This is a genomic window from Pontiella sp. (assembly GCF_041622395.1).
In the GTDB taxonomy this organism is placed as follows: domain Bacteria; phylum Verrucomicrobiota; class Kiritimatiellia; order Kiritimatiellales; family Pontiellaceae; genus Pontiella.
Map to the genome: position 1 here is coordinate 1 of NZ_JBFJYW010000012.1, position 24318 is coordinate 24318.

Annotated in this window: 18 protein-coding genes; 13 read left to right on the top strand and 5 right to left on the bottom strand. The window is 58.9% G+C overall.

Annotation, left to right across the window (positions count from 1 at the left end; all coding sequences use genetic code 11):
- The first annotated feature begins 316 nt into the window (after nt 1-316).
- A complete protein-coding gene (locus ABYO54_RS01380; protein WP_372806163.1) occupies nt 317-1036 on the top strand; it encodes a hypothetical protein in 720 nt (239 codons plus the stop codon).
- Nucleotides 1037-1063: 27 nt separating this feature from the next.
- Here the strand turns inward: ABYO54_RS01380 and ABYO54_RS01385 are convergent, their stop codons facing one another.
- Together ABYO54_RS01385 and ABYO54_RS01390 are read right to left on the bottom strand one after the other, a co-directional pair.
- On the bottom strand, nt 1064-1492 hold the full coding sequence (locus tag ABYO54_RS01385; protein ID WP_372806165.1) for a carbohydrate-binding family 9-like protein: 429 nt from the start codon (nt 1490-1492) through the stop codon (nt 1064-1066).
- Nucleotides 1493-1494: 2 nt separating this feature from the next.
- On the bottom strand, nt 1495-4107 hold the full coding sequence (locus ABYO54_RS01390; RefSeq protein ID WP_372806167.1) for an SNF2-related protein: 2613 nt from the start codon (nt 4105-4107) through the stop codon (nt 1495-1497).
- 212 nt (nt 4108-4319) lie between these two features.
- Here ABYO54_RS01390 and ABYO54_RS01395 point away from each other — a divergent pair, with 212 nt between their 5' ends.
- The 7 genes from ABYO54_RS01395 to pnp all read left to right on the top strand — a co-directional run bounded on the left by ABYO54_RS01395 (nt 4320) and on the right by pnp (nt 12376).
- Nucleotides 4320-5912: an ABC-F family ATP-binding cassette domain-containing protein gene (locus ABYO54_RS01395; RefSeq protein ID WP_372806169.1), complete on the top strand. Its 1593-nt coding sequence runs from the start codon at nt 4320-4322 to the stop codon at nt 5910-5912.
- A 9-nt stretch (nt 5913-5921) separates the two neighbouring features.
- Complete coding sequence (locus ABYO54_RS01400; RefSeq protein WP_372806171.1) at nt 5922-6755, top strand: putative RNA methyltransferase; 834 nt, start codon at nt 5922-5924, stop codon at nt 6753-6755.
- Nucleotides 6756-6915: 160 nt separating this feature from the next.
- Nucleotides 6916-8409 (top strand): anthranilate synthase component I, encoded by a 1494-nt coding sequence (gene trpE / locus ABYO54_RS01405; RefSeq protein WP_372806173.1) that lies wholly within the window; start codon nt 6916-6918, stop codon nt 8407-8409.
- 31 nt (nt 8410-8440) lie between these two features.
- Complete coding sequence (locus tag ABYO54_RS01410; RefSeq protein ID WP_372806175.1) at nt 8441-8818, top strand: GxxExxY protein; 378 nt, start codon at nt 8441-8443, stop codon at nt 8816-8818.
- A gap of 33 nt (nt 8819-8851) precedes the next feature.
- Entirely contained in the window at nt 8852-9415 is a 564-nt protein-coding gene (locus tag ABYO54_RS01415) for an aminodeoxychorismate/anthranilate synthase component II (protein WP_372806177.1), read from the top strand.
- Between the two features lie 325 nt (nt 9416-9740).
- Nucleotides 9741-10004, top strand: a complete 264-nt coding sequence (gene rpsO / locus ABYO54_RS01420) for a 30S ribosomal protein S15 (protein WP_372806179.1) — start codon at nt 9741-9743, stop codon at nt 10002-10004.
- A gap of 272 nt (nt 10005-10276) precedes the next feature.
- Entirely contained in the window at nt 10277-12376 is a 2100-nt protein-coding gene (gene pnp / locus ABYO54_RS01425; protein ID WP_372806181.1) for a polyribonucleotide nucleotidyltransferase, read from the top strand.
- A 60-nt stretch (nt 12377-12436) separates the two neighbouring features.
- On the opposite strand, the gene ABYO54_RS01430 is transcribed toward pnp, so the two are convergent.
- Nucleotides 12437-13462 (bottom strand): glycosyltransferase family 4 protein, encoded by a 1026-nt coding sequence (locus tag ABYO54_RS01430; RefSeq protein WP_372806183.1) that lies wholly within the window; start codon nt 13460-13462, stop codon nt 12437-12439.
- A gap of 3 nt (nt 13463-13465) precedes the next feature.
- Nucleotides 13466-16624, bottom strand: a complete 3159-nt coding sequence (locus ABYO54_RS01435) for a protein O-mannosyl-transferase family (protein WP_372806184.1) — start codon at nt 16622-16624, stop codon at nt 13466-13468.
- Nucleotides 16625-16801: 177 nt separating this feature from the next.
- Here ABYO54_RS01435 and ABYO54_RS01440 point away from each other — a divergent pair, with 177 nt between their 5' ends.
- The 5 genes from ABYO54_RS01440 to ABYO54_RS01460 are packed head-to-tail and all read left to right on the top strand — an operon-like array spanning nt 16802 to nt 23129.
- Nucleotides 16802-17314, top strand: a complete 513-nt coding sequence (locus ABYO54_RS01440) for a GtrA family protein (protein ID WP_372806186.1) — start codon at nt 16802-16804, stop codon at nt 17312-17314.
- A 22-nt stretch (nt 17315-17336) separates the two neighbouring features.
- Nucleotides 17337-18839 carry a hypothetical protein gene (locus tag ABYO54_RS01445; protein WP_372806188.1) on the top strand — a complete coding sequence of 501 codons (1503 nt, stop codon included), beginning with the start codon at nt 17337-17339 and terminating at the stop codon, nt 18837-18839.
- Nucleotides 18836-19555, top strand: coding sequence for a dolichyl-phosphate beta-glucosyltransferase (locus ABYO54_RS01450; RefSeq protein WP_372806190.1), 720 nt, complete (start codon nt 18836-18838; stop codon nt 19553-19555). The genes ABYO54_RS01445 and ABYO54_RS01450 overlap by 4 nt, the downstream gene beginning before the upstream one ends.
- A 7-nt stretch (nt 19556-19562) precedes the next feature.
- Nucleotides 19563-21962, top strand: coding sequence for a hypothetical protein (locus ABYO54_RS01455; protein WP_372806192.1), 2400 nt, complete (start codon nt 19563-19565; stop codon nt 21960-21962).
- A 6-nt stretch (nt 21963-21968) separates the two neighbouring features.
- The gene (locus tag ABYO54_RS01460; protein ID WP_372806194.1) at nt 21969-23129 is read left to right on the top strand and encodes a hypothetical protein; all 1161 of its coding nucleotides are present in this window, start codon (nt 21969-21971) and stop codon (nt 23127-23129) included.
- Here the strand turns inward: ABYO54_RS01460 and ABYO54_RS01465 are convergent.
- Entirely contained in the window at nt 23110-24303 is a 1194-nt protein-coding gene (locus ABYO54_RS01465; RefSeq protein WP_372806195.1) for a polysaccharide pyruvyl transferase family protein, read from the bottom strand. The genes ABYO54_RS01460 and ABYO54_RS01465 overlap by 20 nt on opposite strands.
- Nucleotides 24304-24318: the final 15 nt, after the last annotated feature.

A 24318-nucleotide genomic window follows, 5' to 3' on the forward strand; every position in this document is an offset into this window, starting at 1 on the left:
ACAAAACTTCCCGGCCTGGGTGCAGGGAATCGACTTTTCCGGCCTGAACAAATAGAGCCGGGGTCCGTTCGGACAACCGGTGCCGGGGTGGCCCCCCGGCGGCGGTTGTTTCCCAGTTATGTTGGCCTTAATCCAACGCCGAGAAAGATATTTTTTTGCTCCCTATTCCTAACGCCGGGTTAAGTTGAATCAGGATCAGTAAGTCGGAGGTAGGTGCAGGAATAGAAGGGTTATCTGGTTGGTTACTTGGCAAGGTGCCGTGAGTTTCTGTTTGGGATGAACGATCAATTCATGAATCGGGGTGGGGGTGAAGGAGATGGGGCTGTCGGAACATTCAAAATTGAGCGTCGGCGCGATTGCGTTAACCGTAGGTTTGGTGGCAGTCTGGCTATGGGTTGGAGCTTGGCGCATGCACGCTGCACATATCCTCCAGACGGCAATCGTTGAGACGGAACTTGTTCTTCCTGAATTCGAGTCGGTCGAGCAGGGGAGCGTGTCTGGGGCGGAGACTTTTCCGCCTCGCGAAGTTGCTCCATGGTCAGTTGAGGTGGAACCCACAGACCTTGTCGTTGAGACGAATTCGACCGATAGATTGGCATCGAAGGAGGAGTTGAGTGCCATTTTGCCGGAGTGGATGCTGGAGCAGGGAGAACTGTTTCATGAAACACGGGAGGTATTCGGTCACCGGATAAGTCGGTGCCGGGGGCGCTACGGTTGGCCGAACGGAAGTTCGGTGGAGGTGGAGCTCTCCGATGCGGGGCCTCTGGCCAGCGCGACGGTCATGATGGCGCTTGGGTTCAATTTGGCTCAGACCAACCGGATCGATCTGACCGGATATACTCTTTCTGACGATGAGGCCGGAAAACTGATAAACCAAGAGTATGATTTCGCAGATCGTTCCGGCTCTTTTCAAATCATAGTGGAAGGGCGCTATTTGGTTGAGATTAAGCTCCAGAACCTTCCTGCCGAATCCTTTCGTCATGTGGCCGATCACCAGCTTTCGCTGGATCAACTACATGATATGATGGTGCGTTAACGGTCATTTGCGCAATTCTAATAAGCTTCATTGCGGCCACTCCGTGCCGAACGCGTTGATTTCGAGCTCGAAATAGTCGTGCGTATCGCCGTCGGGATCGAGGAACACCTCGAAATCGTTGTCCCAATAGATCGTGGCGTCGCGCTCGGTTTTGGTGGCCCAGATGTGGGGTTCGGGCAGTTCGCCGGCGAGGTAGAGGTTTTCGTCGTCCCACAGCATCTTCATGCGCGTGGGGTAGCAGGGTTGTTTTTCGAACTCGGCGCCGCGGATGTCGACGAAGGCCGCGCTCCACGGCGCGTTCGCCCACTCTTCGCCGTCGATCTCGCCGTCGATGCGAATGGGGCTCGGACTCTTGTAGGCGACGTAGCGCGGCGGATCGAGTTTGTAGCCGGGGTCCTGCGCATGGGCCGACGACAGCGCCAGCAGGGCCATGAATTGGGGCAGACGCGCGTTCATGATTATCCCGCGCTGATGATGCGGATGGCGTCGAGGCGCAGGCGGGCGGCGGCCAGGGCTTTGTCGAGCTTCGTGATGGCCTTGCGCGCGTGTTTGAGCTCTTCGTCTCGAATGTTGTCGTTGACCTGTTTGAGATATTCCAGCCGCTTGTAGTCTTTCCCCAGGGTTTCCAGCATGTCTTTGCGCGCGTCGGCAATGGTTGATTCGGCGGCTTGCTCGGCGAGCGGGCGGGTGGCTTCGATCATGGCGGGAATCATCTGCGTACGGATTGCTTCGTGCTCCAGCAACTTCCAGGGATCGGCGTCTTTCAGGTTTTCCGCCACCGGGCGGGGGTTCGGAATGCCGGCATGGTCGACCGTGATGCTGACCGGGGTGGGGGGCAGGAAGCGGTCGGCGTTGAGTCCGGGCGGGGCCACCGTTTCCAGCACGTAGAGGGCCTGGAGTTGCAGCGGCGCTTGCAGCGTCGGGTCCACCGCCATCGCGCAGCTGCCGCGCTCGGAGCCGAGAATCAGTTCGTTGGCCCCGGTCACCATCGGGTGGTCCCAGCTCATCAGCGTGGTGTCGGGGCGGATCAAGGCTTCGTCGCGGTTGAAGGTGATCCGGATGCCCTCGGCCTTCAGCGGGAACCAGTCGTCGAACATCTGGTCGGGGCGGATATGGTAGGAGGTCGCATCGAGCGGCTCGGCATGGATGCCGTAGCGTTCGAAAATCTGCAGCAGATAGTTTTTCAGATCCGCCGACTCTTCGCAGCTCGCGATTTGCCGCGCGACGTCGTTGCCGATGTCCGGGCGGAACGAAGAGAGCTCCAGCAGGCGGTCGCGCCCGGCGACGATCTGCTTGCGGAGTGCCGAGTAGAACGCCTTGGTTTCGGCGATCACCTTGTTGGTGACGTTGCCGAGCTGCGCCTCGAAGCGCTCCAGCAATTCGAAACCGCCGACGACGGGCTCGGCAAAGGCGTTGAGCCCTTCGTGCAGCCAGCGCACCACGTGTTCTTCTTCGGTTCCCTTCAGGTAGGGCACGTGGATGTGCACGTCGCCGCGCTGGCCGATCCGGTCGAGGCGGCCGATGCGCTGCTCCAGCAGTTCCGGGTCGCGCGGCAGGTCGATCAGGACGAGGTGCGAGGCAACCTGGAAATTGCGGCCCTCGCCGCCCATCTCCGAAACCACCATCACGCGCGCGCCTTCCGGTTCGGCGAACCAGGCCGCCTGGCGGTCGCATTTGACCAGCTTCATCTGTTCGTGGAAATGGGCCACGTCCACGCCCGAGCGGGTGCGGATGGCGTCGACGATCACCGAGACCTCGAAGCGCGTACGGCCAATGACCAGCACCTTTTCCTTCGGGTGGTTGCGCAGGAAGGTGAGCAGCCAGTCCAAGCGGGGGTCTTCGATGCCCAGCGTGTCGGCGCCTTCGGGCAGCACCAGCGGGATGGGATCGGGAATGCGTTTGGGGAACCCGGTCATGTTGCGGCGCGTGTTGCGGAAAATGACGCGGCCGGGCCCGTGGCGGTCGAGCGCCTCGGCCCGTTCCTGCTCGCTCATCGACTCCAGCCGCGCGCCGATGTCGGCGGCGACTTCGGCGTAGCGGTCGTGTTCGGCGCGGTAGGTTTCGAAGTCGGGATAGCGCTGGGGATCGAGCAAACGCAGGCGCGCAAAGTGGCTTTCGAGCCCCATCTGTTCGGGGCTGGCCGTGAGCAGCAGCAGGCGCGGCACGCTCTTGGCGAGGCGTTCGACCACGTCGTATTCCGGGCTGGTGCGTTCCGGCGACCAATGCAGATGGTGCGCTTCGTCGACGATCAGCAAATCCCAGTCGCAGGCGATCGCCTGGGCGGCGCGCTCCGGGTTTTCCGAAAGGAACTCGGTGCTGGCGAGTACGAGCTGGTCGTCGTGGAAGGGATTGATTTCCGGTTCGATGGCTTCGAGGGCCTGGCAGCGCTCCTCGTTGAAGATGCTGAACGAAAGGTTGAAGCGGCGCAGCAGTTCGACGAACCATTGGTGGACGAGGGCATGCGGAACGAGAATCAGGACGCGCCCAACCAAGCCGCACGCCATCAGCCGATGCAGGATCAGGCACGCTTCGATGGTTTTGCCCAGTCCCACTTCGTCGGCCAGCAGCACGCGCGGCAGCGGACGGGAGCTGACCTCCTGCGCGATGTAGAGCTGGTGCGGAAGCAGATCGACGCGCCCGCCGAGCAGGCCGCGTACGTTGAGCCGCCCATAGCGGTGGCGCGCGTTCAGCGCCGCCACGCGCAGATCGAACTGCGCATTTTCATCCACGTGGCCGGCCAGCAGGCGGGCTTCCGGGCGATCGAAGCTCGAGGTGTCGCACAAATCGCTTTCGTTGAGCGTGGCGCCGTCGGCCGCCTGGTAGACGATCACGCCGTCCTCTTCGATGATCGATTCCACGATCAGCCGGACGTTTTCTTGCGACGCCACTTCGTCGCCCTGCGCAAAGCGCACGCGTTTTAGCGGGGCGTTTTTGAGGGCGTAGTGCCGCATTTCGTTGGCGGCCTGGTAAAACACCTGCACGGCTCGGTTCGTTACGTCCACCACCAGCCCCAGCCCGAGTTCGGGTTCGGTTTCGCTGATCCATCGTTGTCCTGGAAAGTAAATTTGCATAGCGGCGCACCCTACGGAATTGGTGTGGTCGCGCCAAGAGCAGAGCGATTGATATTTCGCGGAAGCGAATCGCCACGGGCCGGAGTGGTTCCAAGGAACCATGTCCGCCGAGCGAGGGCGCGCGGGTTTTTTGGTGCAGAAACCATTCGGTTCCAAGGGCCGATCCTGTTATAGAAACCCGCTCTTTTAGTTTTCGGGAAGGATTTTGGATTATGATCGCCACTTCGAATATCACGATGCGCTTCGGCAAAGACGCCCTGTTTGAGGACGTCTCGGTTAAGTTTACGCCGGGCAACCGCTATGGCCTGATCGGAGCGAACGGCTCCGGCAAATCGACGTTCATGAAAATCCTGACCGGGCAGCAGCAACAGAGCGAAGGCACGGTGGCGATCGGCAACGACTGCACGCTCGGCTATCTGCGGCAGGACCACTCCGCCTTCGACGAATTTTCGATCATCGATACGGTTTATCAGGGGAATCCCGGCCTGTGGAAGATCCACTGCGAGCGGGAATATCTCTATAACAAGGACGAGCTGACCGACGAAGAGAACGATCGCTGCGGCCACATCGAGGATGAATTCGGCGAGGCGGGCGGCTATACGATGGAGGCGGAGGCGGCCACGCTTCTCGTGGGTCTCGGCTTTACGGAAGATCTATTCAATCAGAACATGACGGTGTTGCAGGGCGGCTTCAAGCTGCGCGTTCTGCTGGCGCAGGTGCTGTTCGGCAATCCGGACATCCTGCTGCTGGACGAACCGACCAACCACCTGGACATGGAATCGATCGAATGGCTGGTGGAATTGCTGAAGCGCTACAACGGGACGCTGATTACCATTTCGCACGACCGCTATTTCCTGAACCAGGTCTGCACCCATATCGCGGACTTGGACTACCATGCCATCCGCATGTTCCCCGGCAACTACGACGATTTCACCATCGCCGCCCTCGATGCCCGCGAGCTGCAGGAAAAGGCGAACAAGAAGGTTGAGCAACAGGCCAACGACCTCAAGGCGTTCATTTCGCGCTTCAGCTCCAATGCGTCGAAAGCCAAGCAGGCAACGTCGCGCAAGAAGCAGCTCGAAAAGCTGGAAATCACCAAAATCAAGCCCAGCAGCCGCGTGTCGCCCTTTATCCGGTTCGCGCCGAAAAAACGGCTGGGCGACAAGGTGATTAAAGCGAAGCATATTTCCAAAACCTACGACGAGGTGTTGTTCAAGGATTTCACCTGCACCATCGGCCCGGAAGAGCGCATTGCCATCATCGGCAAAAACGGCATCGGCAAGACCACCTTGCTGAACATCCTTTGCGGCCGGTTGAAGAGCGATACCGGAAAAATCGTGTTCGGCGAAACGGTGGAGATCGGCATGTTCCCGCAGGACGCCTCCCGCCTGCTGGATCCGAAGGTCAGCGCCTTGGAATGGCTGGGTCGTTTCGGGAACGGGGAATATAACGAGGTGGAGCTGCGTTCCTTCATGGGGCGGATGCTGTTCCGCGGCGAAGACGTCCTGAAAAAGGTCGGCGTGTTGAGCGGCGGCGAAAAGGCGCGCCTGATCATTTCCAAAATGACGATGGAGGGCGGCAACGTCCTGGCGCTCGACGAGCCGACCAACCACCTGGACCTGGAATCGATCGAGGCGCTCAACTTTGGGTTGTCGCTCTTCCCGAATACGCTGCTGTTTGTCTCCCACGACCACCGCTTCATCTCCTCGCTCGCCACCCGCATCTTCGAGGTGACCGAAAACGGCATCATCGATTATCCCGGAACGCTCGAGGATTACGAAGCCATGAAGCGCAGCCGGAAATAGATCCGCAGCATGAATCCGCCTTTTCAATGTCCGCTGCGTTGTCCGGTTTGCGGTGCGCCGCTGATTCCGGGCGAAAAAATGTACGGTTGCGCCCAGGGCCATCCGTTCAACGTTGCGAAGGAAGGCTACATCAATCTGCTGCTGAGCCATCAGCGCAAATCCAGAAACCCCGGCGACGATGTGGATATGGTGCTGGCCCGCCGCCGTTTCTTCGATTCCGGTGCGTACGATCCGCTATCCGAGCAGCTTTGCGGCCTATCCGTCTTTAACCCGCCGGGGCCGCTCGCGGTCTTGGACTGCGGGTGCGGGGAAGGGCACCTGCTCGGCGCGCTGAGCGAAGCGCGCGACGGATTCTTTCTGGGGGCCGACATCTCGAAAAAGGCGGTCCAGATCGCCTCCAAAAGACATCGGCAGGCGACGTGGATCGTCGCCAACGGCATGCGGCAACTGCCGGTGGCCGATGCCTCCATGGATGTGATCCTCAGCATACTGGCGCCGCGCAACCTGGCGGAGTTCGGCCGGATCCTCAAGCCGGACGGCGCTTTGCTCGTCGGCGTGCCCGGCCCCAACCATCTGATCGAACTGCGCCGGCAACTGCAGTTCAGCTCCGGCGATTTCAAGGATAAGGCCGACGAAGCCGCCGCCAAGTGCGCCCCGCTGTTTTGCGAGGCCAACCGGGAAGTCCTGACCTACCAGACCCTCCTGGGCCGGGAGCAAATTGCCGACCTCATCCAAATGACCCCCCTCTTCTGGCGCTCCGGCCCCGAAGCCAAAGCGGCGGTCATGCAGCTCGAGCAGCTTGAAATCACCGTCAGCTTCACCCTCCTGACCCTGATTCGCTGATCCGCCCAGCTGCGGCGCGGGCGGCGGCCGCGGCAGGGGGCGTCGCGGCGGGCATTGAACCGGGCACGTTTTTGGTTGCGCCCGCGAATCTAAAAGCTACCATTGCCCGCTTTAACCGCGAGAAAGAACCATGGCAGTCGTACCCGATAGGCAAACATTTTTGGAAAAGGCGAAGCAGGGGAATCTGGTTCCGGTCTGGAAGGAAGTCCTGGCCGACCAGGAGACGCCCGTCTCCGCCTATAAACGCGTGCGCAAGTTTTTGCGCGAGCGCGACGATGCATCGCACACCTACCTGCTGGAATCGGTGGAAGGCGGCGAAAACATCGGCCGCTACTCGTTCATCGGCGGAACGCCGCGCACGATCATCCGCGCCTGGGGCCGCCGCGTCGAAATTTCCACCAACGGCAACGCGCCCGAGGTGTTCGAGGACATCGACCCGCTCGAAGCGCTGAAGGCGCACATGAAGCAGTTTGCCCCCGTGGTGGACGACCCTTCGTTGCCGCGCTTCATCGGCGGGGCCGTCGGCTTCATGGGCTACGACATGGTCTCGCAGTTCGAGCCGCGCGTCCCGGTGATCGGCAACGACGAGATCGGCAATCCGGACATGGTTTTCATGGTGACCGACGGGCTGATTGTTTTCGACCGGGTCAACCACAAACTCAAGATTGTCGCCAACGCGCATATCGGCGGTGATCCGGAGGCGGCCTACGACCAGGCGCTGGCCCAGATCGACGAGCTGACCCAGGCGCTGCAAACGTCCGTCTCCCGCGTGCTGATCGATACGCACAACGAGGTCGAACCGCTCGAACCGCAATCCAACACCACCAAAGAAGAGTTCCTCAACATGGTCGAAAAGACCAAGGAATACATCCGCTCCGGCGATGTGATCCAGACGGTGGTCTCCCAGCGCTTCGAGGTCGAAAACGAGGCCGACTCGCTCGATGTCTACCGCGCGCTGCGCGCCATCAATCCCTCGCCCTACATGTATTGCCTGGACATGGGCGAGAGCGCGATCGTCGGCACCTCGCCCGAAATTTTGGTCCGTTGCGAAGACCGCAAGGTGGAGGTCCGCCCGATCGCCGGAACGCGCCCGCGCGGCGCCACGCCGGCCGAGGATCTGGCGCTGGAAAAGGATCTGCTGGCCGACCCCAAGGAGCGCGCCGAGCACATTATGCTGGTCGATCTGGGCCGCAACGATATTGGCCGGGTCTGCGAATTCAACTCCGTCGAAGTGCCGGACCTGATGGTCATCGAACGCTACAGCCACGTGATGCACATTGTTTCCGACGTCACCGGCAAACTTTCCGCCGGCCACGACGAATACGACGTGGTGCGCGCCTGTTTCCCGGCGGGCACCGTCAGCGGCGCGCCGAAGATCCGCGCGATGGAAATCATCGCCGAGCTCGAAAAGAGCAAGCGCGGTCCCTATGCCGGGGCGGTGGGGTATTTCAACTACAACGGCAACTTCGATGCCGCGATCACGATCCGCACCGTAATCCTCGACAAAAACAAAGCCTATGTGCAGGCCGGGGCCGGGATTGTCGCCGATTCCGATCCGCTCAGCGAATACGAAGAAACCCGCAACAAGGCGCGCGGCATGATGAAGGCGCTGGCCCTCGCCAAGCACTACCACGCCGCACGAAAGGGAGATTAAGCCTCTCGCAAAGACGCCAAGACGCCAAGAGATGAGTGAGAATGAAATAGCTCGGGTTGTTGTTGATGCCGCATTCCAGATCCATAAGGAAACCGGTCCCGGATTGTTGGAACGTGTTTATGAAATAGTTCTAATGGATGAGTTGGTAAGAAGGGGACTGTTCGTTCAGCGACAGGTTGCGGTTCCGATCTGTTATAAAGGGCGGGTTTTGGATGAGGGATTCCGGGCGGATTTAGTCATTAATGATTTAGTTATTGTTGAGCTAAAATCCATTGAGTTGATAAAGGACGTTCACAAGAAGCAGTTGCTGACCTACTTGAAGCTTTCTAGGAAAAAACTAGGTTTATTGATTAATTTTGGAGAATCCCTGATTAAACATGGCATAACACGGGTCGTGAATGGCCTTTAACCTTGGCGCCTTTGCGTCTTTGCGAGAGATAGCATGATTTTAGTAATAGATAACTACGATTCCTTTACCTACAACCTCGTGCAGTATCTGGGCGAGCTGGGGGCGGAGATGCGGGTGTTCCGCAACGACGAAATCACCGTCGACGAGGCGGTGGCGCTCAAGCCCGAGAAGGTGCTGGTCAGCCCGGGCCCGTGCACGCCGAAAGAGGCGGGCATCTCGTGCGACATCATCCGCGAGTTCGGTCCGCGCCTGCCGCTGTTCGGCGTTTGCCTTGGCCACCAGTCGATCGGCGATGTCTATGGCGGAAACGTCGTCCGCGCCGCGCGTCTGATGCACGGCAAGACCTCGCCGATGATCCACGATGGCAAGAGCGTCTTCAAGGGGCTGCCGAGTCCGTTCGTCGCCACGCGCTACCATTCGCTGATCATCGAACGCGAAACCCTGCCGGATTGCCTGGAGATCACCGCCTGGACCGCCGAGGGCGAAATCATGGGCGTGCAACACAAGGAGCATCCGGTCCACGGCGTGCAGTTCCATCCCGAATCGATCCTGACGACCGAAGGCAAAAAACTGTTGCAGAACTTTTTGGATCTGTAGGGAAGGGCGAGTCGTTCGCCAAAGGTGGCGCCGCGGCACCGTCGCGAAGAAACGAATATTGCTGTTTTCCATGCCCTTGGTGCCGGAAGCGTATGCGACTTTCCGGCGATGTCCGACCCCGAGGTTTTTGGGCCTGGAGGGCGTGGTCGGCAACGAATCAATGGCGGTTGCGTTTTTGCTCGGGAAATGCAAGCTTCATTGCGTTTCCGGGAGCGGAAAGCGGGGCGAAAAACCCGAAGAAACAGTGCTTTACATGGGGGGGGGCGATACGTATAGTCCCGCTCTTACTTTTTGAGAGAAATATATAAACTAGGAGTCCACACAGATGGATCAAGCAGTAAAAGCTGAAGTTAAAAACGAATTCAAGCGCAGCGAGCAGGATACTGGTTCCGTTGAGGTTCAGGTTGCTCTTCTCACCTCGCGCATCAAGGAATTGACGGAACATCTTAAAATTCACTCGAAGGATCACAGCTCGCGTCGCGGCCTCATTATGATGGTCAACAAACGCCGCAAGCTGTTGAGCTACCTGCAGAAGAAAAACGACGCGCGTTACAAAGAGCTGATCGGAAAGCTCGGCCTGCGCAGATAATCGTATTTCGGATGTTCTACAATCCGTGTTCGTTCGCAAGCCCTTTATTCCTAAAGGGCTTGCGTCGTTTCTAAAAAGAGCTGCCCGGGATGGGTAGCGGAAGCATGGGGGAATGGAGTAGGGGAAGAATCGGGACCGCCGGAATCCGGCCAGGTCGCCACTTGAACCCGCAACCATCCATTCGTCCGGACCTCCAATAAACCGCCATCCAGCGGATGGCCAAAACAGGAAAGGTGCGCTCTTCAGAACATAGCAAGGGCGCAATTATTAGTATGAAGGGTACAACCAAAGTTGAATTCGAAGTCGGTGGCAAGACCATGACCTTCGAAACCGGCCTGCTCGCAAGGCAAGCCGACGGCGCCGTTACTTGCGGCATTGGGGAAAACATTGTTTTCTCGGCAGTCACCTCGGCCAAAGAAGCGCGCGAAGGATGCGATTTCTTCCCGCTTCAGGTCGAATATCGTGAAAAATTCTATGCCGCCGGACGTTTTCCGGGCGGCTACATCAAGCGCGAGGCGCGTCCTTCCGAGAAGGAAATCCTCACGATGCGCGTTACCGACCGTCCGATCCGGACCCTGTTCCCGGACAACTTCCACCGCGAAGTGCAGATCAACAACATGCTGGTCAGCTGCGACAAGACGCTCGATACCGACGTGCTGAGCGTGAACGCGGCTTCCGCCGCGCTGACCCTGACCGACCTGCCGTTCGACGGCCCGATCGGCGCCGTCCGCATCGTCCGCAACGACGGCAAATGGATCATCAACCCGAACCACGAGCAACTGGCCGCCAGCGATCTCGACCTGACCTACTGCGGATCCCGCGACAAGGTCATGATGATCGAAGGTTCCGCCCAGGAAATTCCGGAAGCCGATTTCATCGAAGCGATGAAGACCGCGCACGCCGAAGTCGTCAAGATCATCGACGGCCAGCTGGAGCTCCGCAAGGTGCTCGGCATGCCGGAGAAGGTTTACGCGCCGGAGCCGAAAGACACCACGCTGCTGGACAAGGCCCGCGAACTCGTGGGCGAAAAGTTCAAGGAACTGATGAAGATCGGCGGCAAGCTGGAGCGTCAGGACGCGGTTACCGCGCTGAAGGCCGAGCTGAAGCCGCAGATGGAAGCACTGTTCCCGGAAATGACCGAGGACCAATACTTCCACGCGTTCCACGACCTCGAAGTGGAAACCGTTCGCAAGAACGTTACCGAAGGCGGTACCCGCATCGGCGGCCGCGGCATGCTTGAAATCCGCGACCTCGACTGCCAGGTCGGCGTACTTCCGCAACTGCACGGCTCGGCCATATTCGGCCGCGGCGAAACGCAGACCCTCTGCACCGTCACCCTCGGAACCACCAAGGAATCGCAGCGCTTCGATGCCGTTACCGGCGGAGTGGACGAAAAGAACTTTATCCTGCACTACAACTTCCCGCCCTACTCGGTTGGCGAGGTTGGCCGTCTGGGAATGACCGGTCGCCGTGAAATCGGCCATGGTAACCTGGCCGAGCGCTCCATTGCTCCGGTCATGCCGAAAGACTTCCCCTACACGGTGCGTGTCGTTTCGGAAGTGATGGGCTCCAACGGCTCCTCCTCCATGGGCTCCGCCTGCGGCGGCTGCCTGGCGCTGATGGATGCGGGCGTTCCGCTGACGGCCCCGGTTGCCGGGATCTCCGTTGGTCTTTTCACCGACGAAAAGGGCGCTTCCGTTGAAGTGATCGACATCCTCGGCATCGAAGACCATTGCGGCGACATGGACTTCAAGGTGGTCGGTACCCGCAAGGGCATCACCGGATTCCAGGTGGACCTGAAGGTCCACGGCATGAACTGGGACCAGGTTGAAGAAGCCTTCGAAATTGCCCGCAAGGGACGTTGCGACATTCTCGACCACATGGAAGCCGTCATTGCGACCCCGCGTGCCGAGCTGGCCGCAACCGCACCGCGCATCACCACCGTGAAGATCGATCCCGAGAAGATCGGTGCCCTGATTGGACCGGGCGGCAAGCATATCCGCGCCATCACCGATAGCACGGGGGCCCAGATCGACATTCAGGAAGACGGAACGGTCAACATCTTCGCCGTCGATGCCGTCGCCATGGAATCCGCCATTCGCGAAGTGAATGCCCTGACCGCCGAGATCGAAATCGGTCGGACCTACGACGGCAAGGTAATTGCCGTGAAGGACTTCGGCGCATTTGTCGAGTGTATGCCGGGCAAGGAAGGTCTTGTTCACATTTCCGAAATGGCCAACGAGCGCATCGATTCCGTCGATTCGATCTGCAAGCCGGGCGATGCGATGCGCGTGAAGTGCATCGACATCGACAACCAGGGCCGTGTACGCCTCAGCCGCAAAGCCGCGCTGAACGACGCAGCCGCAGAATAAGTTCCAATCCCATTGGAACTGCGAAAGGCGTCCCTTGCGGGGCGCCTTTTTCGTTATCGATCAGGAGGTCGGCGCTCCCGGGGCGGTCACGGCCGTTACAAAATTTTCGTTGAACCGTTGCAGCGCGTGTTTTTGCAAGACCGTTTGCCGCAGGGCGTCGAGTTGGTCGGCCGGGGCGGTGCGGGCGGCGGAAAAGGCGCTGGCCAAGGAGGTGGCATTTTCGGGGGCGAACGTCCATTCCGGGGGGAGAATATCCTGCATGCCGTCGCGGTTGGAGCCGATGACGGGGATGCTGCGGGCGAGGGCCTCGAGCATGACGAGCGGAACGCCTTCGTAGCGCGAGGGGATGGCGAGCAGGTCGATCCGGTTGTAGACGGCTTCCATGTCGTCCTGCCAGGGCCAGAGCGCAATTCGGTCCTCGCCGGCAATCAATGCGCGGAGCCGGGCTTCGTCGGGGCCGCTGCCGACGAAGAGCAGGCGGCAATCGTTGAAGGCGGGGTTTGCCAGGAAGGTGCGCGCCATGAAGTCCTGCTGCTTTTGGTTGAACTCGATCCGGCCAACCAAGCCGATGGTCTGGATGCTGGATACTTGATGCTTGGGGCTAGGCGGCGCCGGGATGCCGTTGGGGACGATGGCGATGGGTTGGGTGCAGCCGCGATCGAGCAGAATCCGCTTCATGCTTTCGGAGAGGGTGATGAAGCGGTCGGGGGCGTTGACCCATTTCTTGTTCAGGCCGTCGCGGAGCGCGCCGAGCTTTGCGCCCATCGTTGCCCTGCGGTGTGGCAGGGCCAGATAGCTGACGCATTCGATGCCCGCTTTGCGCGCGGCGCGGATTCCGGCGGTGGATTGTGCGATGTCGCCTTGGATGCAGAGGACTAAGTCGGGGGGGGGCGCAGGCATTCTTGCCTGTGCTGGGCAGACCGGAATGTCTGCCCCACGTAGCTGGGCCGCCAGCCGGTGGTTGGCGGGATTGAGCATGCATTCGATTTCGAGCGCAGGCTCGGCGGCCAGCGCCGCAATCCCGCGGCAGGCCATCACCTGATGGCCGCCGAAGTCGGGATTGTCGTCGTAAACGAGGATCTTCACATTCTAGAAGCCGGGGATCGGGGAGAAGCCCATGTTGGTGTTGGCTTGCGGCGGGACGAGTTTTTTGAACTCCTCGGTGTTGCGAACCGGGTCGAAGCGTTTGTCGCTGCGGATGCGGTTGCGGACGGTTTCGCCGCCGATATCGATGGCTTTTTTGATCGAGACATACATTTCGCCGCGTTTGTTGAGGACCATCTGCAAACCGGCGAGGTTGAGCCAGCCGTTGGGGTCTTTGGGCTGGACGGCGGTGTATTTTTTCAGCGCGAGTTCGACGGTTTGGTATTTGTGCTGTTCCGCCATGAACTGGGCCAGCGCCATCAGCTCTTCGGGTTTGAGCTTGTTGCTGGCGATGACCTGCCGGGCGAGGGCTTCGCCGCTGTGCGCCATGCCGGAGCTAAACTGGATCAGGATCAGATCCCGCACGTCGCCGAACTCGAAGGTGTTGGCTTTGAAGTCGGCCTGGACCTTTTTCTCGAGCGCCTGGCGCCGGAGGGTCATCTCCTTCATTCTCTTGAGGCCATTGCGGAATTCCTCGCCCTTTTCGTTGTTCGGATCCTTTTCGAGAAAGTCGTCGAACAGGGCGATGGCTTCGTCGAAGCGGCCTTGCTTGGCGATGAGGTCGGCCAGCCGGAAGTTGGCCTCGGGACTGAGGTCGTAGAGGTCGACGGCCTGGCGGAAGGCGGCCTCGGACTCCTTGACCCGGCCGCGTGCCGCGTAGAGCCCGGCGAGGGCGCTGCGCAATTTGGAGAACGATTTGCGGGCGACGATGTCGCGGATGAATTTTTCATCGTTGAGCAGGCGGTTGCAATACCAGTTCCAGAACGCGGTGTCGTTCTTGATCATTTCGGGGGTGAGCTGGGTCGGCTTGTTGTTGATCTTCATGATCAGGCCGTGCGGCGTGAGGTAGGGATACATCCACGGCAAGACGTAGCTCTCCTCGACGTAGAAGGAGCGCAGCGGCGGCTTGCCGTCCTTGCCGATCGGCGGATCGGAGTGGACGACGGCCGCGCCGACGGGGCGGGTGGCTTCGTCGGTTTTGGTTTCGGTGCGGTATTGGTTGTGGTCGAAGATCATTTTGCTGAGGAAGCCGTTGATCTGCATGACGCCGGCCACGCCCTGGACCTGCACCTTGCCGTCTTCGGTCTTCACGTCGGCGCCGGCCTGAATGGTTCCGTTCTGGATGCCTTGGATGTACAATTGGAAGGCTTGGTTCGAATCGAGGGGCGAGGGGATCCAGATCTGGTCGCCGTAGAGGTCGCGCATGACGTTCATGTAGGTGTTGTCGGCCAGCGCGTTTTGGGTGATGAGGTAGACGTCCGGGCGCACATGGGCGGAGTAGATCATGTAGGTCGGGACGAAGCGGCCGGGGTCGGTGCCGCCGAAGAAGATGGCGTTGGTGCCCATGGGCTCGGGGTAGTCCTTGCAGGGATAGGCCGCCCACTGCTTTTCGAACTCCTCGTCGTCCGGATACCAGTAGCGCATGTCTTCCTTGATGCCCTTGACGCCTTCGAGCTGCCAGTTGCCGAACTGCCATCCGAAATCGTGGCCGTTCTGTTCGGCACCGCCGACAACCTTGATCTGGGACTCGTTGGTTTTGTTTTTATGGATGAGGGAAAACGGCAGCAGCAGCACGAGCACGACGCCGCCGACCTTGGTGATCGGGTTGTTTTTGGCGAGCGTTTCGAGCCACGCCATGAGGAACAGGATGCCGTAGCCCAGCCAGATGACGAAGATGGCGTGCGACTGGATGTATTGCACGCGGGCGATGAAAAGGGTTTGGATGTCGGTCTTCGGGTTCTGCAGGATCATGAAGATGATGCCGACCGAGAGGAAGGCGACCAGGGTGGTGACCAGCCAGCCGATGTTTTTCTTGCCGGTTTTCCAGCCGAAGGCGAGCGGGATCGCGGCGAGGATGGCGATCGGCCACATGAACTGCGAGCGCAGGTCCATGAGGTAGGTGCCGATCTGCTGGAGGAAGCGCGGCGTGAAGACGTGGGCGAGCTTGACGCGTTCGTATTGGCCGCGGGTGATGGCATGCATGAAGCCCTGCCAGGTGCGCGGGTAGCCCCAGTTGATCGGCGGGTTTTGGTCGGACGAAAGCGGCATGTAGAGGTAGAAGCCGAGGCCGATGAACATGACCAGGAAGGTGGGGCCGACGATCTTGCCCTTCGGCAGCACGAAGGTGGCGATGATCGGGACGAGCAGCGCGTAGAGGGTCCAGATCCAGAAGCCGGCCTCCTCGGGGCCGGAGACCCACATCCATTTGGCGTGTTCCGGCGAGGTGGCGGCCCATTTGTTGAAGCCCACCAGGAAAATGTACATGGAGCCCGTGATGATGAAGTCGCGCACCAGGAAGGGGTGGCGGATCAGCAGGCAGCAGACGATGCAGACGGCAATGCCGAGAATCTGGATGAAGAGGCTGCCGAAATAGATCCCGATCAGCGAGAGGATCAGGGCCGCAAAGGCCCCGAGGATGAAACCGAGATATTTACGCCCGAAGATCTCCAGTTCGTTGAAGAGCACCGCGACCGCGATGGCGAGTCCCATGAACATGAGGGTCTGGTGGTTGGTGATTCCGAGTCCGAAGGCGAAGGCGCAGAGCAGGAGCCATTTGGATTCTGCGGGCCGCGACATCCAGCGGTAGAGGAAGACGAGCACCAGCGACTGGAAGAAAATGTTGAAGGTATAAACCTCGGCAATCACCGCCTGCGACCACATGCCCTGGCCGAAGGCGAGCAACAGGCCGCCCGCAATGCCGGCAACGGCGCAGAAGAGGCTTTCGGTATCTTCGCCCAGCATGACCGATTCCTTCTTGAGGCTGCGGAGCAGGTCCATGCCGGAGCGGCTGATCAGCAGGGCCAGCGCCCCGCAGGCGGCGGCGCCGGCGAACGCCGAGAAAAAGTTCACGCCCCAGGCCGGGTTGGGATGGCCGTGGAACTTGACGCCATGGAAGATCCATTGGAAGAACCAGGTGAGCAGCGACCAGATCGGATAGCCGGGGGGATGGGGGACGCCCAGATAGTCCGAGGCCACGACCAGTTCGCCCGAGTCCTCCAGCCCCAAGGTGGGTTGCAGGGTCAGCGTGTAGACGATCAGGGAAATGGCAAAGGTTGCCCAGCAGGCGATCCAGTCGGATTTGCGGAAAAACTTATCTGTAGTCAAGGCGGTTGTCTCCATTTGCAAAATGAACAGACAGGATAGTTTAATCAGACTTCAGGTCAAGTGCGCACCCGCGTTTCCGTCAAGTTTGGCGCGGCCCCGGAAACGTGCGTCCGGCAAGGAATATACTCGCATTGGCGGCAGGTGCCGCATACTCTGTTCGGCATTTAGAATCACTTTATGGCAACGCGCACCTCCAGACTAACCGACTACCTTGAACGCAAGGGCGGGATTCACCTGCAATTCATCAAATATCTGTTTTGCGGCGGGATCACGTTCGTGGTGGATGTGGCGGCGTTTTTCATCATGGCCTGGCTGGTACTTCCGAGCCTGCGCGAGGGCGATCCGTTCGGGGTGCTGATCGGTCTGTTCGGCTGGAGCATCAAGGTGGTTCCGGAGGAGGTGCTGCTGCGCAACTACGTGGTCAACAAGGTGGTGGCGTTCCTGGTTTCGAACACGGCGGCCTATGTGACCAATGCCCTGTTTGTTTTTCAGGGCGGGCGGCACCGGCGCTTCAAGGAGGTCGGGCTGTTCTATCTGCTTTCAACGGTTTCGTTCGTGGTCTTCACCTATCTGAGCCGTATCTTGATCGAGCAGTGCGGTTGGCAGGTTTCGTGGAGCTATTTCTTTGTGTTCGGCTGCGCCATGGTGGCCAACTTCACCATGCGGAAAAAATTCGTTTTCAAGGGGTAATGGGTTGAACCGGAAGCTGGTCATGATAGTGGGGATTGCGGCCGTGGCCGTGGCCCTTTTGCTGGCCGCGCTCAATTTGCGGTACGGCAACCTGAACCAGGACGAGGGGTGGTATCTCTACGCGGCCAAGATGGTGCGCGACGGCAAGGCGCCCTATGCGGACTTTGCGTTCACCCAGGGGCCCGTTCTTCCCTATGTCTATGCCGCGCTGTACGGCGTGGTGGAACGCCTGGGCGTGGCCGGCGGCCGCTTGCTCACGACGGGATTCGGCCTGCTGGCCGCGCTGTTCGCCGCCGCAACCGCATGGCGCGCGGCGGATCGGCACCGGGCCGCCGCCGGCATCGCCGCCTTTCTGCTGGTGGGCTGCAACGTCTACCAGAGCTATTTCACCACCGTGGTCAAAACCTACGCCCTTTGCTCGTTTTTTCTGATGGCCGGGTTGTTTTCGCTCGGCTTCAGGCATGCGGCGGCCGCCGTTGCCGGCGGGGTGTTGCTGGCCTTGGCCGCCGGAACGCGGCTTTCGGCCGGCATCGTGTTGCCGATCGCCGGGATCTGGCTGATCTTCCGGCGCGAGCGCCGGCTCGACTGGCTCTGGTTCGGCCTGGGGGGCGGGGCGGTGCTGCTCGCGGTCTACCTGCCTTCGTTTGTTTCGGCCTTCGAGCAAACCCGTTTCGGGCTGCTCCAGTACCACGCCGGGCGCGATCCCGGCGGGCTGGCCCAGCTGCTGGTTTTCAAGGCGGGATTCGTTTCGCGTTTTGTCCAGGCCTATTTCCTGTTCACGGCCCTTGCGCTTTCGGTCCTCTGTTTTTCGGCGCGGGAGAGCTTTCGCAATCCCTTCGCCGTGTTGTTGTGGCTTTGCGGGGCGGGCATTAGCCTGGTCCATCTCTCCGCCGCATTTCCGTACGACGACTACCAAACCATCGCCTATCCCATTCTCGCCGCCGCAGGGGTTGCAAGCCTGTTGCCGAGGCTCCCGGAGCGGTGGTTGTCGCCGGGGTTGGCGTTGCTGTTGCTGGTTTCCGTGGCCGGCGCGTTTTCGTCGCCCGTCAACATGGACTGGTTCGTCCGCGGGCGCGACCGTATCTGGTGGCGGTTCAAGGAGCAGAGCGATCTGCAGCACCTGCGCGCGGCCGCGGACATCGTTCGCCAAAGCACAGCGGGAAACGGCGAGCTGCTCACCCAGGACACCTATTTGGCCGTCGAGGCGGGGGTCTCGGTTCCATCCGGCATGGAGCTGGGGCCCTTTTGCTACTATCCCGAGATGCCGCGCGAGCAGGCCGAAAAGCTCCATTTGCTCAACCGCGAGATGCTCGTTGAACTCCTGCGGCAATCCGCTGCGCCGATGGCCGCCTTCAGCGGCTATGGCCTCGCCATCGAGTCGCCCGCCATTGCGCCGGTTGCGGAGGCCGATGCCGTCCTGTTCAACCACGCGGTGCAGGCCCGCTACGAAAAAATCGCCGCGATGCCGCATTTTGGCCAGGGGCATACGACCCTCGACCTCTACCAATTGAAGGATTCCGAGTGAAGTTGTCCATCGTCATCCCGGCCCATAACGAAGAGCACCGTCTGGCTCCGACGCTGGAATCGTACGCCGCTTTTTTCCAGCAGCGCTATGCGAATGATTTCGAGATCATCGTGGTGGTGAACCACAGTTCCGACCGGACCGAGGCGTTGGCCAAGTCGATTGCGGAGCGCTTGCCGGGGATCGCCGTGGTCAACGAGCCGCGGCGGGTTGGAAAGGGCGGGGCGGTCGAGATGGGGTTCCGCATGGCGAAAGGCGAGCGGGTCGGGTTCGTCGACGCCGACGGCGCCACTTCGGCCGTCGAATTCCACAAGCTGGTGGAGGGCATCGGCGATGCGGGCTGCGCAATCGGGTCGCGCTGGATCAAGGGCGCGGAGGTCAACCCGCGCCAGCCGTTGATGCGGCGGATGGCCTCGCGGGTGTTGAACAAGCTCTTCGTCCACGCGTTGTTCGGGCTGAAGGTGTACGACAGCCAATGCGGGGCCAAGCTGTTCCGTGCCGAAGTACTGGAAAAACTGCTGCCCGTGGCGTCCGAGCCGGGGTGGGCGTTCGATATTGAATTGTTGTGCCGCGTTCAGCGGTTGGGCTATGGTATTCGTGAGCTCCCCATCAAGTGGCACCATGTGCCGGGAAACCCAACCACGTTTCTCGTGATGGGCCTTCAAATGCTCGCCTCGGTCTGGCGGGTTCGATGGGCGCTATTGCGCAAGGGGAAATAGATTTCATATGAAAAGCGACAAGATTAAGTTTTTGCTGTGCCTCCTTTTTTTAGTGGTTCTCGCCGCCGTTACCTTTCGGTGCGTTTGGCCCGCCGACCACGTCTTTCAAGCTTCGGATCTGAACATAGGACGCTTGGCTTTTAAGAAAAACTATATGCCCGAATCCCTGACAGGTTTTTTCACGGCCAATCAAGTGATGGGGAGCGGGGGGTCGCAGTTTATTCTATTTACGGTTTTGATGTCCCTGATGCCGCTGGAAACATTCGCCAACACCTTCTACGGCTTGATGCTTGTGCTGGGGTCTATTTCTACGGTTTGGTTTTTGCGTCTATGGGGACGAAGTTGGATGGCTTCGGTGTTCGGCGCACTGATTGCATTTTGGGTGAATTCCATCATGCTTGCTCCAAGTGGACATGCCTACAAGCTGGAGGTGTTGGTCTTTTCCGTGTTGAGCTTGTGTTTGGTTGAAAAGGCTGTTCGGTCTCGGTCGGTAAGGCATTCTTCCGGTTTTTCCATGCTGGCCGGGCTTTCGATTGGGATCATGATGATCGAGCAACAGGATGTTGCTTTATTGGCCGGTTTGTTCATTGGGCCCTACGCGATCTTTCGTCTGATTCAGCGGCATGGCCGGCATGCTTTTCGATGGGTTTCCATGCTGGTTCCGATCGCCGTGGTATCCATTTTGTTGTCGGGAAGCACATTGCTAGGTTCCTACAAGCACAACATTGTCGGCGCAGCTTCCTTGCAAAAAGGGAAAGGCGCTGGTGGTGGCGACCAGAAGTGGAACTACATTACCCAGTGGAGCATGGTTCCGGGCGAGTGGCCGGATCTGATTGCGCCCGGTTGGGCGGGGTGGAGCACCGGGAATCCCGAAGGGCCATACTGGGGAAAGATCGGTCAATCGGCCGAGTGGGAAAGCACGAAGCAGGGCTTTCAGAATTTTAAACTCGATAGCATCTACCTGGGTATTACTCCATTCCTGCTGGCTGCGTTTGGCGTTTGGGCTGCCATTCGCATAAGAAAAGACGAGGAAGGAAAAGTCATCTTGTTCTGGAGCATTGCCGGGCTGGTCGGCTTTATTTTGGCGTTTGGTAAATACAGCCTACTCTACAAGTTGTTTTTCCAGTTGCCGCTTGTCAGCAATATTCGTGCACCGATCAAACTGCTCGATAACTTTCAAATCTGTTTGGCCATTGTCGCCGCTTTCGGCCTCGACCGCTTGCTGGTGGATGGCAAGGCCGCTAAGTCCGCCAAGGTACTTTGGATTGCCTGTTCGGCCTGCTTTGGACTGATGCTTTTGGCGGGATTGAAGTTGCTGGCCTTCCCGAATTCCCTTCGAGCGGAATTCACGGCGATGGGCTATGAACGTTATGTTGATGTGATTCTGACAAACATGGCCAATGCCTGGTTTCATGCGGCCGCCTTGGTCCTGATTTGCGGGGCTTTGGTGTTCCTTGTATGGAAAGGCCTTGCAAAGGCGAAATGGGTGGTGGTGACGTTTATTGCGGTTTTGGCGGTCGATAGTCTGATGCTGACCTCGCACTATTTCAAGGCCGACGACATTTCAACGATTAAAAAAGGCAATGTGCTGGTTAACTACCTCAAGGATCATCAGGGCGATGAGCGCGCGTTTTTTGTCGACCAGAGCGGCATCTATAACCAATGGCTGGCTTCCGACGGGCCATACCACAAATTGAAACTGTTCAATATCTGGCAAATGCCGCGCATGCCGGTGGAATATAAGGAATACCTGGGCACGGTGGGACGCAACCAGATTCGTTTGTGGCAGCTTTCGGCGGTCAAGCATGTTGCCGCTCCCGCCCAGATCATGCAACAACTTGAGCAGAACCCGGAACTGGCCAAGCAGTTCAAGCCCGTCTTGAACTATAAGGTGCCGACAGCCCAAGGTATGCGTCCTGACGTATTACTGGAGTTTTTGGGTGGCATTCCGCGCTTTGCGCTGTTCCAAAACTGGGAAACGGTTCCGTTGGGAGAGCATTGCGACAAGTTGGTCGACCCGATCCATAATCCGCAAAATACGGTTCTCGTTGATTCCGCATGTGGGCTGGAGTCGAAGCTTGGGACGGTGGCATTCCAACCCGTCGCCGCCCGGACCACCAAACGCAAGGCTACGATTGAGATCGATGCTCCGAGTCTCTCCATCCTCCGCTTTTCCCAGCGCTACCAAGGCAATTGGAACGTGTTCGTCGATGGCGAGCCCGCCGACCTCCTCCGGTTGGACTACTTAAGTATGGGCGTGCAGGTTCCGGCGGGTAAACATACCGTAGAGTTCCATTGTCCCTCGGCGACATCGAAACGATTTTTCGTGGGGATGGTCTTTTTGATCTCGGTGGTTGGTGCGGTATGGCTTCTTGTGAAACGGAATGACGAGTCGACGGGAGAGTAGTTCCGAATGAAAAGGCGTATCATCGTTTTTTTTCCTTCATGGCGCTACTTCGGTCATTTCGCCCAACCTCTGTTCGAGTCCCTCGCGAAGGAATTCGAAATCGTTTTCTTCCACACGGAAAAGGCGATTTATGGATGGAACGACTGTCCGGATCTTTCGGGCAAAGGGATCGAGGCCGTTGATTTGGAGTCGCTCAAAACCTTTTCGATGGTCTCCGCGCTGAAGAAACTTCGCGCCGACTGCGTGGTCGTTTTCGATAAAGGGTGGGTGCAGGACCGCGCTTTGCTTCATGCTGCACGGCACCTTTGCATTCCTTCCCTGCATATCCAGCACGGAAGCATCGCTGTCCTTGAAGAGGTGAAGACGAAAAATTTTGTACAGCGGGCATGTTTGGAGTTCCTGAAAATCGTGCGGACATTCCGCCTTTACAACTCAACGGCGATGCAAATCGGTGTCGCGGCGTGGCTGAAATCCTTGCCGTTCCAGCTGAGGCTGCTCCTGAATCCAAATGATTATTATTACAACCACCGCCAGGAAACCGTTGCCGACCGTGCGTGTATTATCGGAGAGCGCGACCGGAAGTTTTTTGTTGAGAAGGAAGGGTATCGCGACGAACAACTCATCCCAATGGGGGCATTGCAGTTCGAGAGAGCCTATTCGATGGCGCCGCGGGAGCCGCTCGAGCGGCTGCTCCTCATTTCCCAGCCGTTGTTCGAAGACCATGTGCTGGAAGGCGGATTGGAAGCAAAGAAAAGGCATGTCCACGAGATCATCGAGGCCTCGCCGTTGCCGGTGGCAATCAAACCCCATCCGCGGGAAAACGCCCAATGGTACCGCGATAACTTCGACGATTCGGAACTCTTCCTCTACCCTCCGGAAACCGACATCAACGACGCTATTCTCGACTGTAGCCATGTCGTCGGCTATTTCTCCACGGCCCTCATCAATGCCCTGATCCTCCAACGTCCCATCGGAGTCATCCGTTGGGTAGATGACCATGCCTACGTGTTGAATCTTGACCAAGACGGCTTTGCGGTTGGGCTGGATTCGGCCGAGCAGTTGCCGTCTATTGTTAATGCCGGAGATAAATGCGGAGCAGGGCAATATGCCTACAATCGGAATGTGTTGGAGGTGTTGGTGGCGTCGTTTAACTCATTGCTGCATTAAAATCCGCCGCGTTTTGACAAGTGGTTTCAAGTAGGCGGACCTGTATCTGCTCGATTTGGTTTTCAATTATGCGGTGCGTGTCCAATGCGTTTAGGGCGGAATCGAGAAGGTTGTTCTTGAAGTCCGTATTGGTCATCTCCACGCCCCAATCCGATTGCCCGATGTCATCAAGGAACCAGCGGACTTTGTCGTGCGAGACCAGCGATATGATGGGAGTGCCGCAACCAAACGGCACCATCTGGGCGTGGCCGCGCATGCCGATGGCCAGCGAAACGTTCGAATAGGCTTCGACGACCTCGCGCGGGGGAACATAATAAAGCCGTCTCAGTTGGTAGGGAACGTTGGCCCGATCAAGATACGGGAGCATTTGCTCGTCGCCTTTGGCATGCGCATAATACATGACCGTCGCATGTTCGGATAATTCCTTTGCGGCGGTGGCCAACTGATGGAGGATGTTGTCTTTTCGTTTCCCCAAACGTAGGTCAATTCGGTCGAAGGCGCAGTTGAGTGCGATCATTGGTTGCGCGGGTTTCCCTGTGCAGATTTCCGGATAGAGCTGTTTGCAGATTGTTGTAGGGCAGGGCTGGAAACGAAGCTTGGGGTGCAATGATTCCGGGAGATAGCTTTTAATGGCTTCGATGCTCCCGGAGTTGCGCAATCCCATATAGACACACTTGTCCGCAAGCAGTTCCAGATGACGCCTAAATGCAGGCTTGAAATCCTTCTGCCCGCGAAAGCGGTTGTAGCCAACGGCGAACAACGCGATTGGAACCTTGATCTGTTCGAGCACCTGAACGGAGCAACTCCACTGCCAGCCGCTTAGGTTGTTGGGATTCGTGTCGCGCAGGAAAAGGCCGCCGCCTCCGATCAGCAATCCATCGAGTTGGTTGATCTCATTCAGGAGATTACGGTTTACCACTCGGTGCGCATGAATACCTTGCCAGTCATTTGCCGCATCGCCGTCTATCGCATCCCTTACCGTCCTTGGCAGAAGCGTATCGCCCGCATTGCCGTCGCTGTACATCGCCACATGGCCAATTCTCCTGCCTGTAATTGTTTTTTGGCCTGTGTGAACTTCGGGGACATCTTGATTGATTGTGCTCGGGGACAGGGTCAGCAACGCGCGTTGTTTTGCCCAATATGCTCGGTTTAGTAATTGCGAGATCATGTTCATTCCTGTTCGTCAACC

Excerpts from the sequence above, each read along its gene's own strand:
- ABYO54_RS01380 (WP_372806163.1), top strand. The coding sequence starts at position 317 with ATGGGGCTGTCGGAACATTCAAAATTGAGCGTCGGCGCGATTGCGTTA.
- ABYO54_RS01385 (WP_372806165.1), bottom strand. The coding sequence starts at position 1,492 with ATGAACGCGCGTCTGCCCCAATTCATGGCCCTGCTGGCGCTGTCGTCG.
- ABYO54_RS01390 (WP_372806167.1), bottom strand. The coding sequence starts at position 4,107 with ATGCAAATTTACTTTCCAGGACAACGATGGATCAGCGAAACCGAACCC.
- ABYO54_RS01395 (WP_372806169.1), top strand. The coding sequence starts at position 4,320 with ATGATCGCCACTTCGAATATCACGATGCGCTTCGGCAAAGACGCCCTG.
- ABYO54_RS01400 (WP_372806171.1), top strand. The coding sequence starts at position 5,922 with ATGAATCCGCCTTTTCAATGTCCGCTGCGTTGTCCGGTTTGCGGTGCG.
- ABYO54_RS01410 (WP_372806175.1), top strand. The coding sequence starts at position 8,441 with ATGAGTGAGAATGAAATAGCTCGGGTTGTTGTTGATGCCGCATTCCAG.
- ABYO54_RS01415 (WP_372806177.1), top strand. The coding sequence starts at position 8,852 with ATGATTTTAGTAATAGATAACTACGATTCCTTTACCTACAACCTCGTG.
- rpsO (WP_372806179.1), top strand. The coding sequence starts at position 9,741 with ATGGATCAAGCAGTAAAAGCTGAAGTTAAAAACGAATTCAAGCGCAGC.
- pnp (WP_372806181.1), top strand. The coding sequence starts at position 10,277 with ATGAAGGGTACAACCAAAGTTGAATTCGAAGTCGGTGGCAAGACCATG.
- ABYO54_RS01440 (WP_372806186.1), top strand. The coding sequence starts at position 16,802 with ATGGCAACGCGCACCTCCAGACTAACCGACTACCTTGAACGCAAGGGC.
- ABYO54_RS01445 (WP_372806188.1), top strand. The coding sequence starts at position 17,337 with ATGATAGTGGGGATTGCGGCCGTGGCCGTGGCCCTTTTGCTGGCCGCG.
- ABYO54_RS01455 (WP_372806192.1), top strand. The coding sequence starts at position 19,563 with ATGAAAAGCGACAAGATTAAGTTTTTGCTGTGCCTCCTTTTTTTAGTG.
- ABYO54_RS01460 (WP_372806194.1), top strand. The coding sequence starts at position 21,969 with ATGAAAAGGCGTATCATCGTTTTTTTTCCTTCATGGCGCTACTTCGGT.
- ABYO54_RS01465 (WP_372806195.1), bottom strand. The coding sequence starts at position 24,303 with ATGAACATGATCTCGCAATTACTAAACCGAGCATATTGGGCAAAACAA.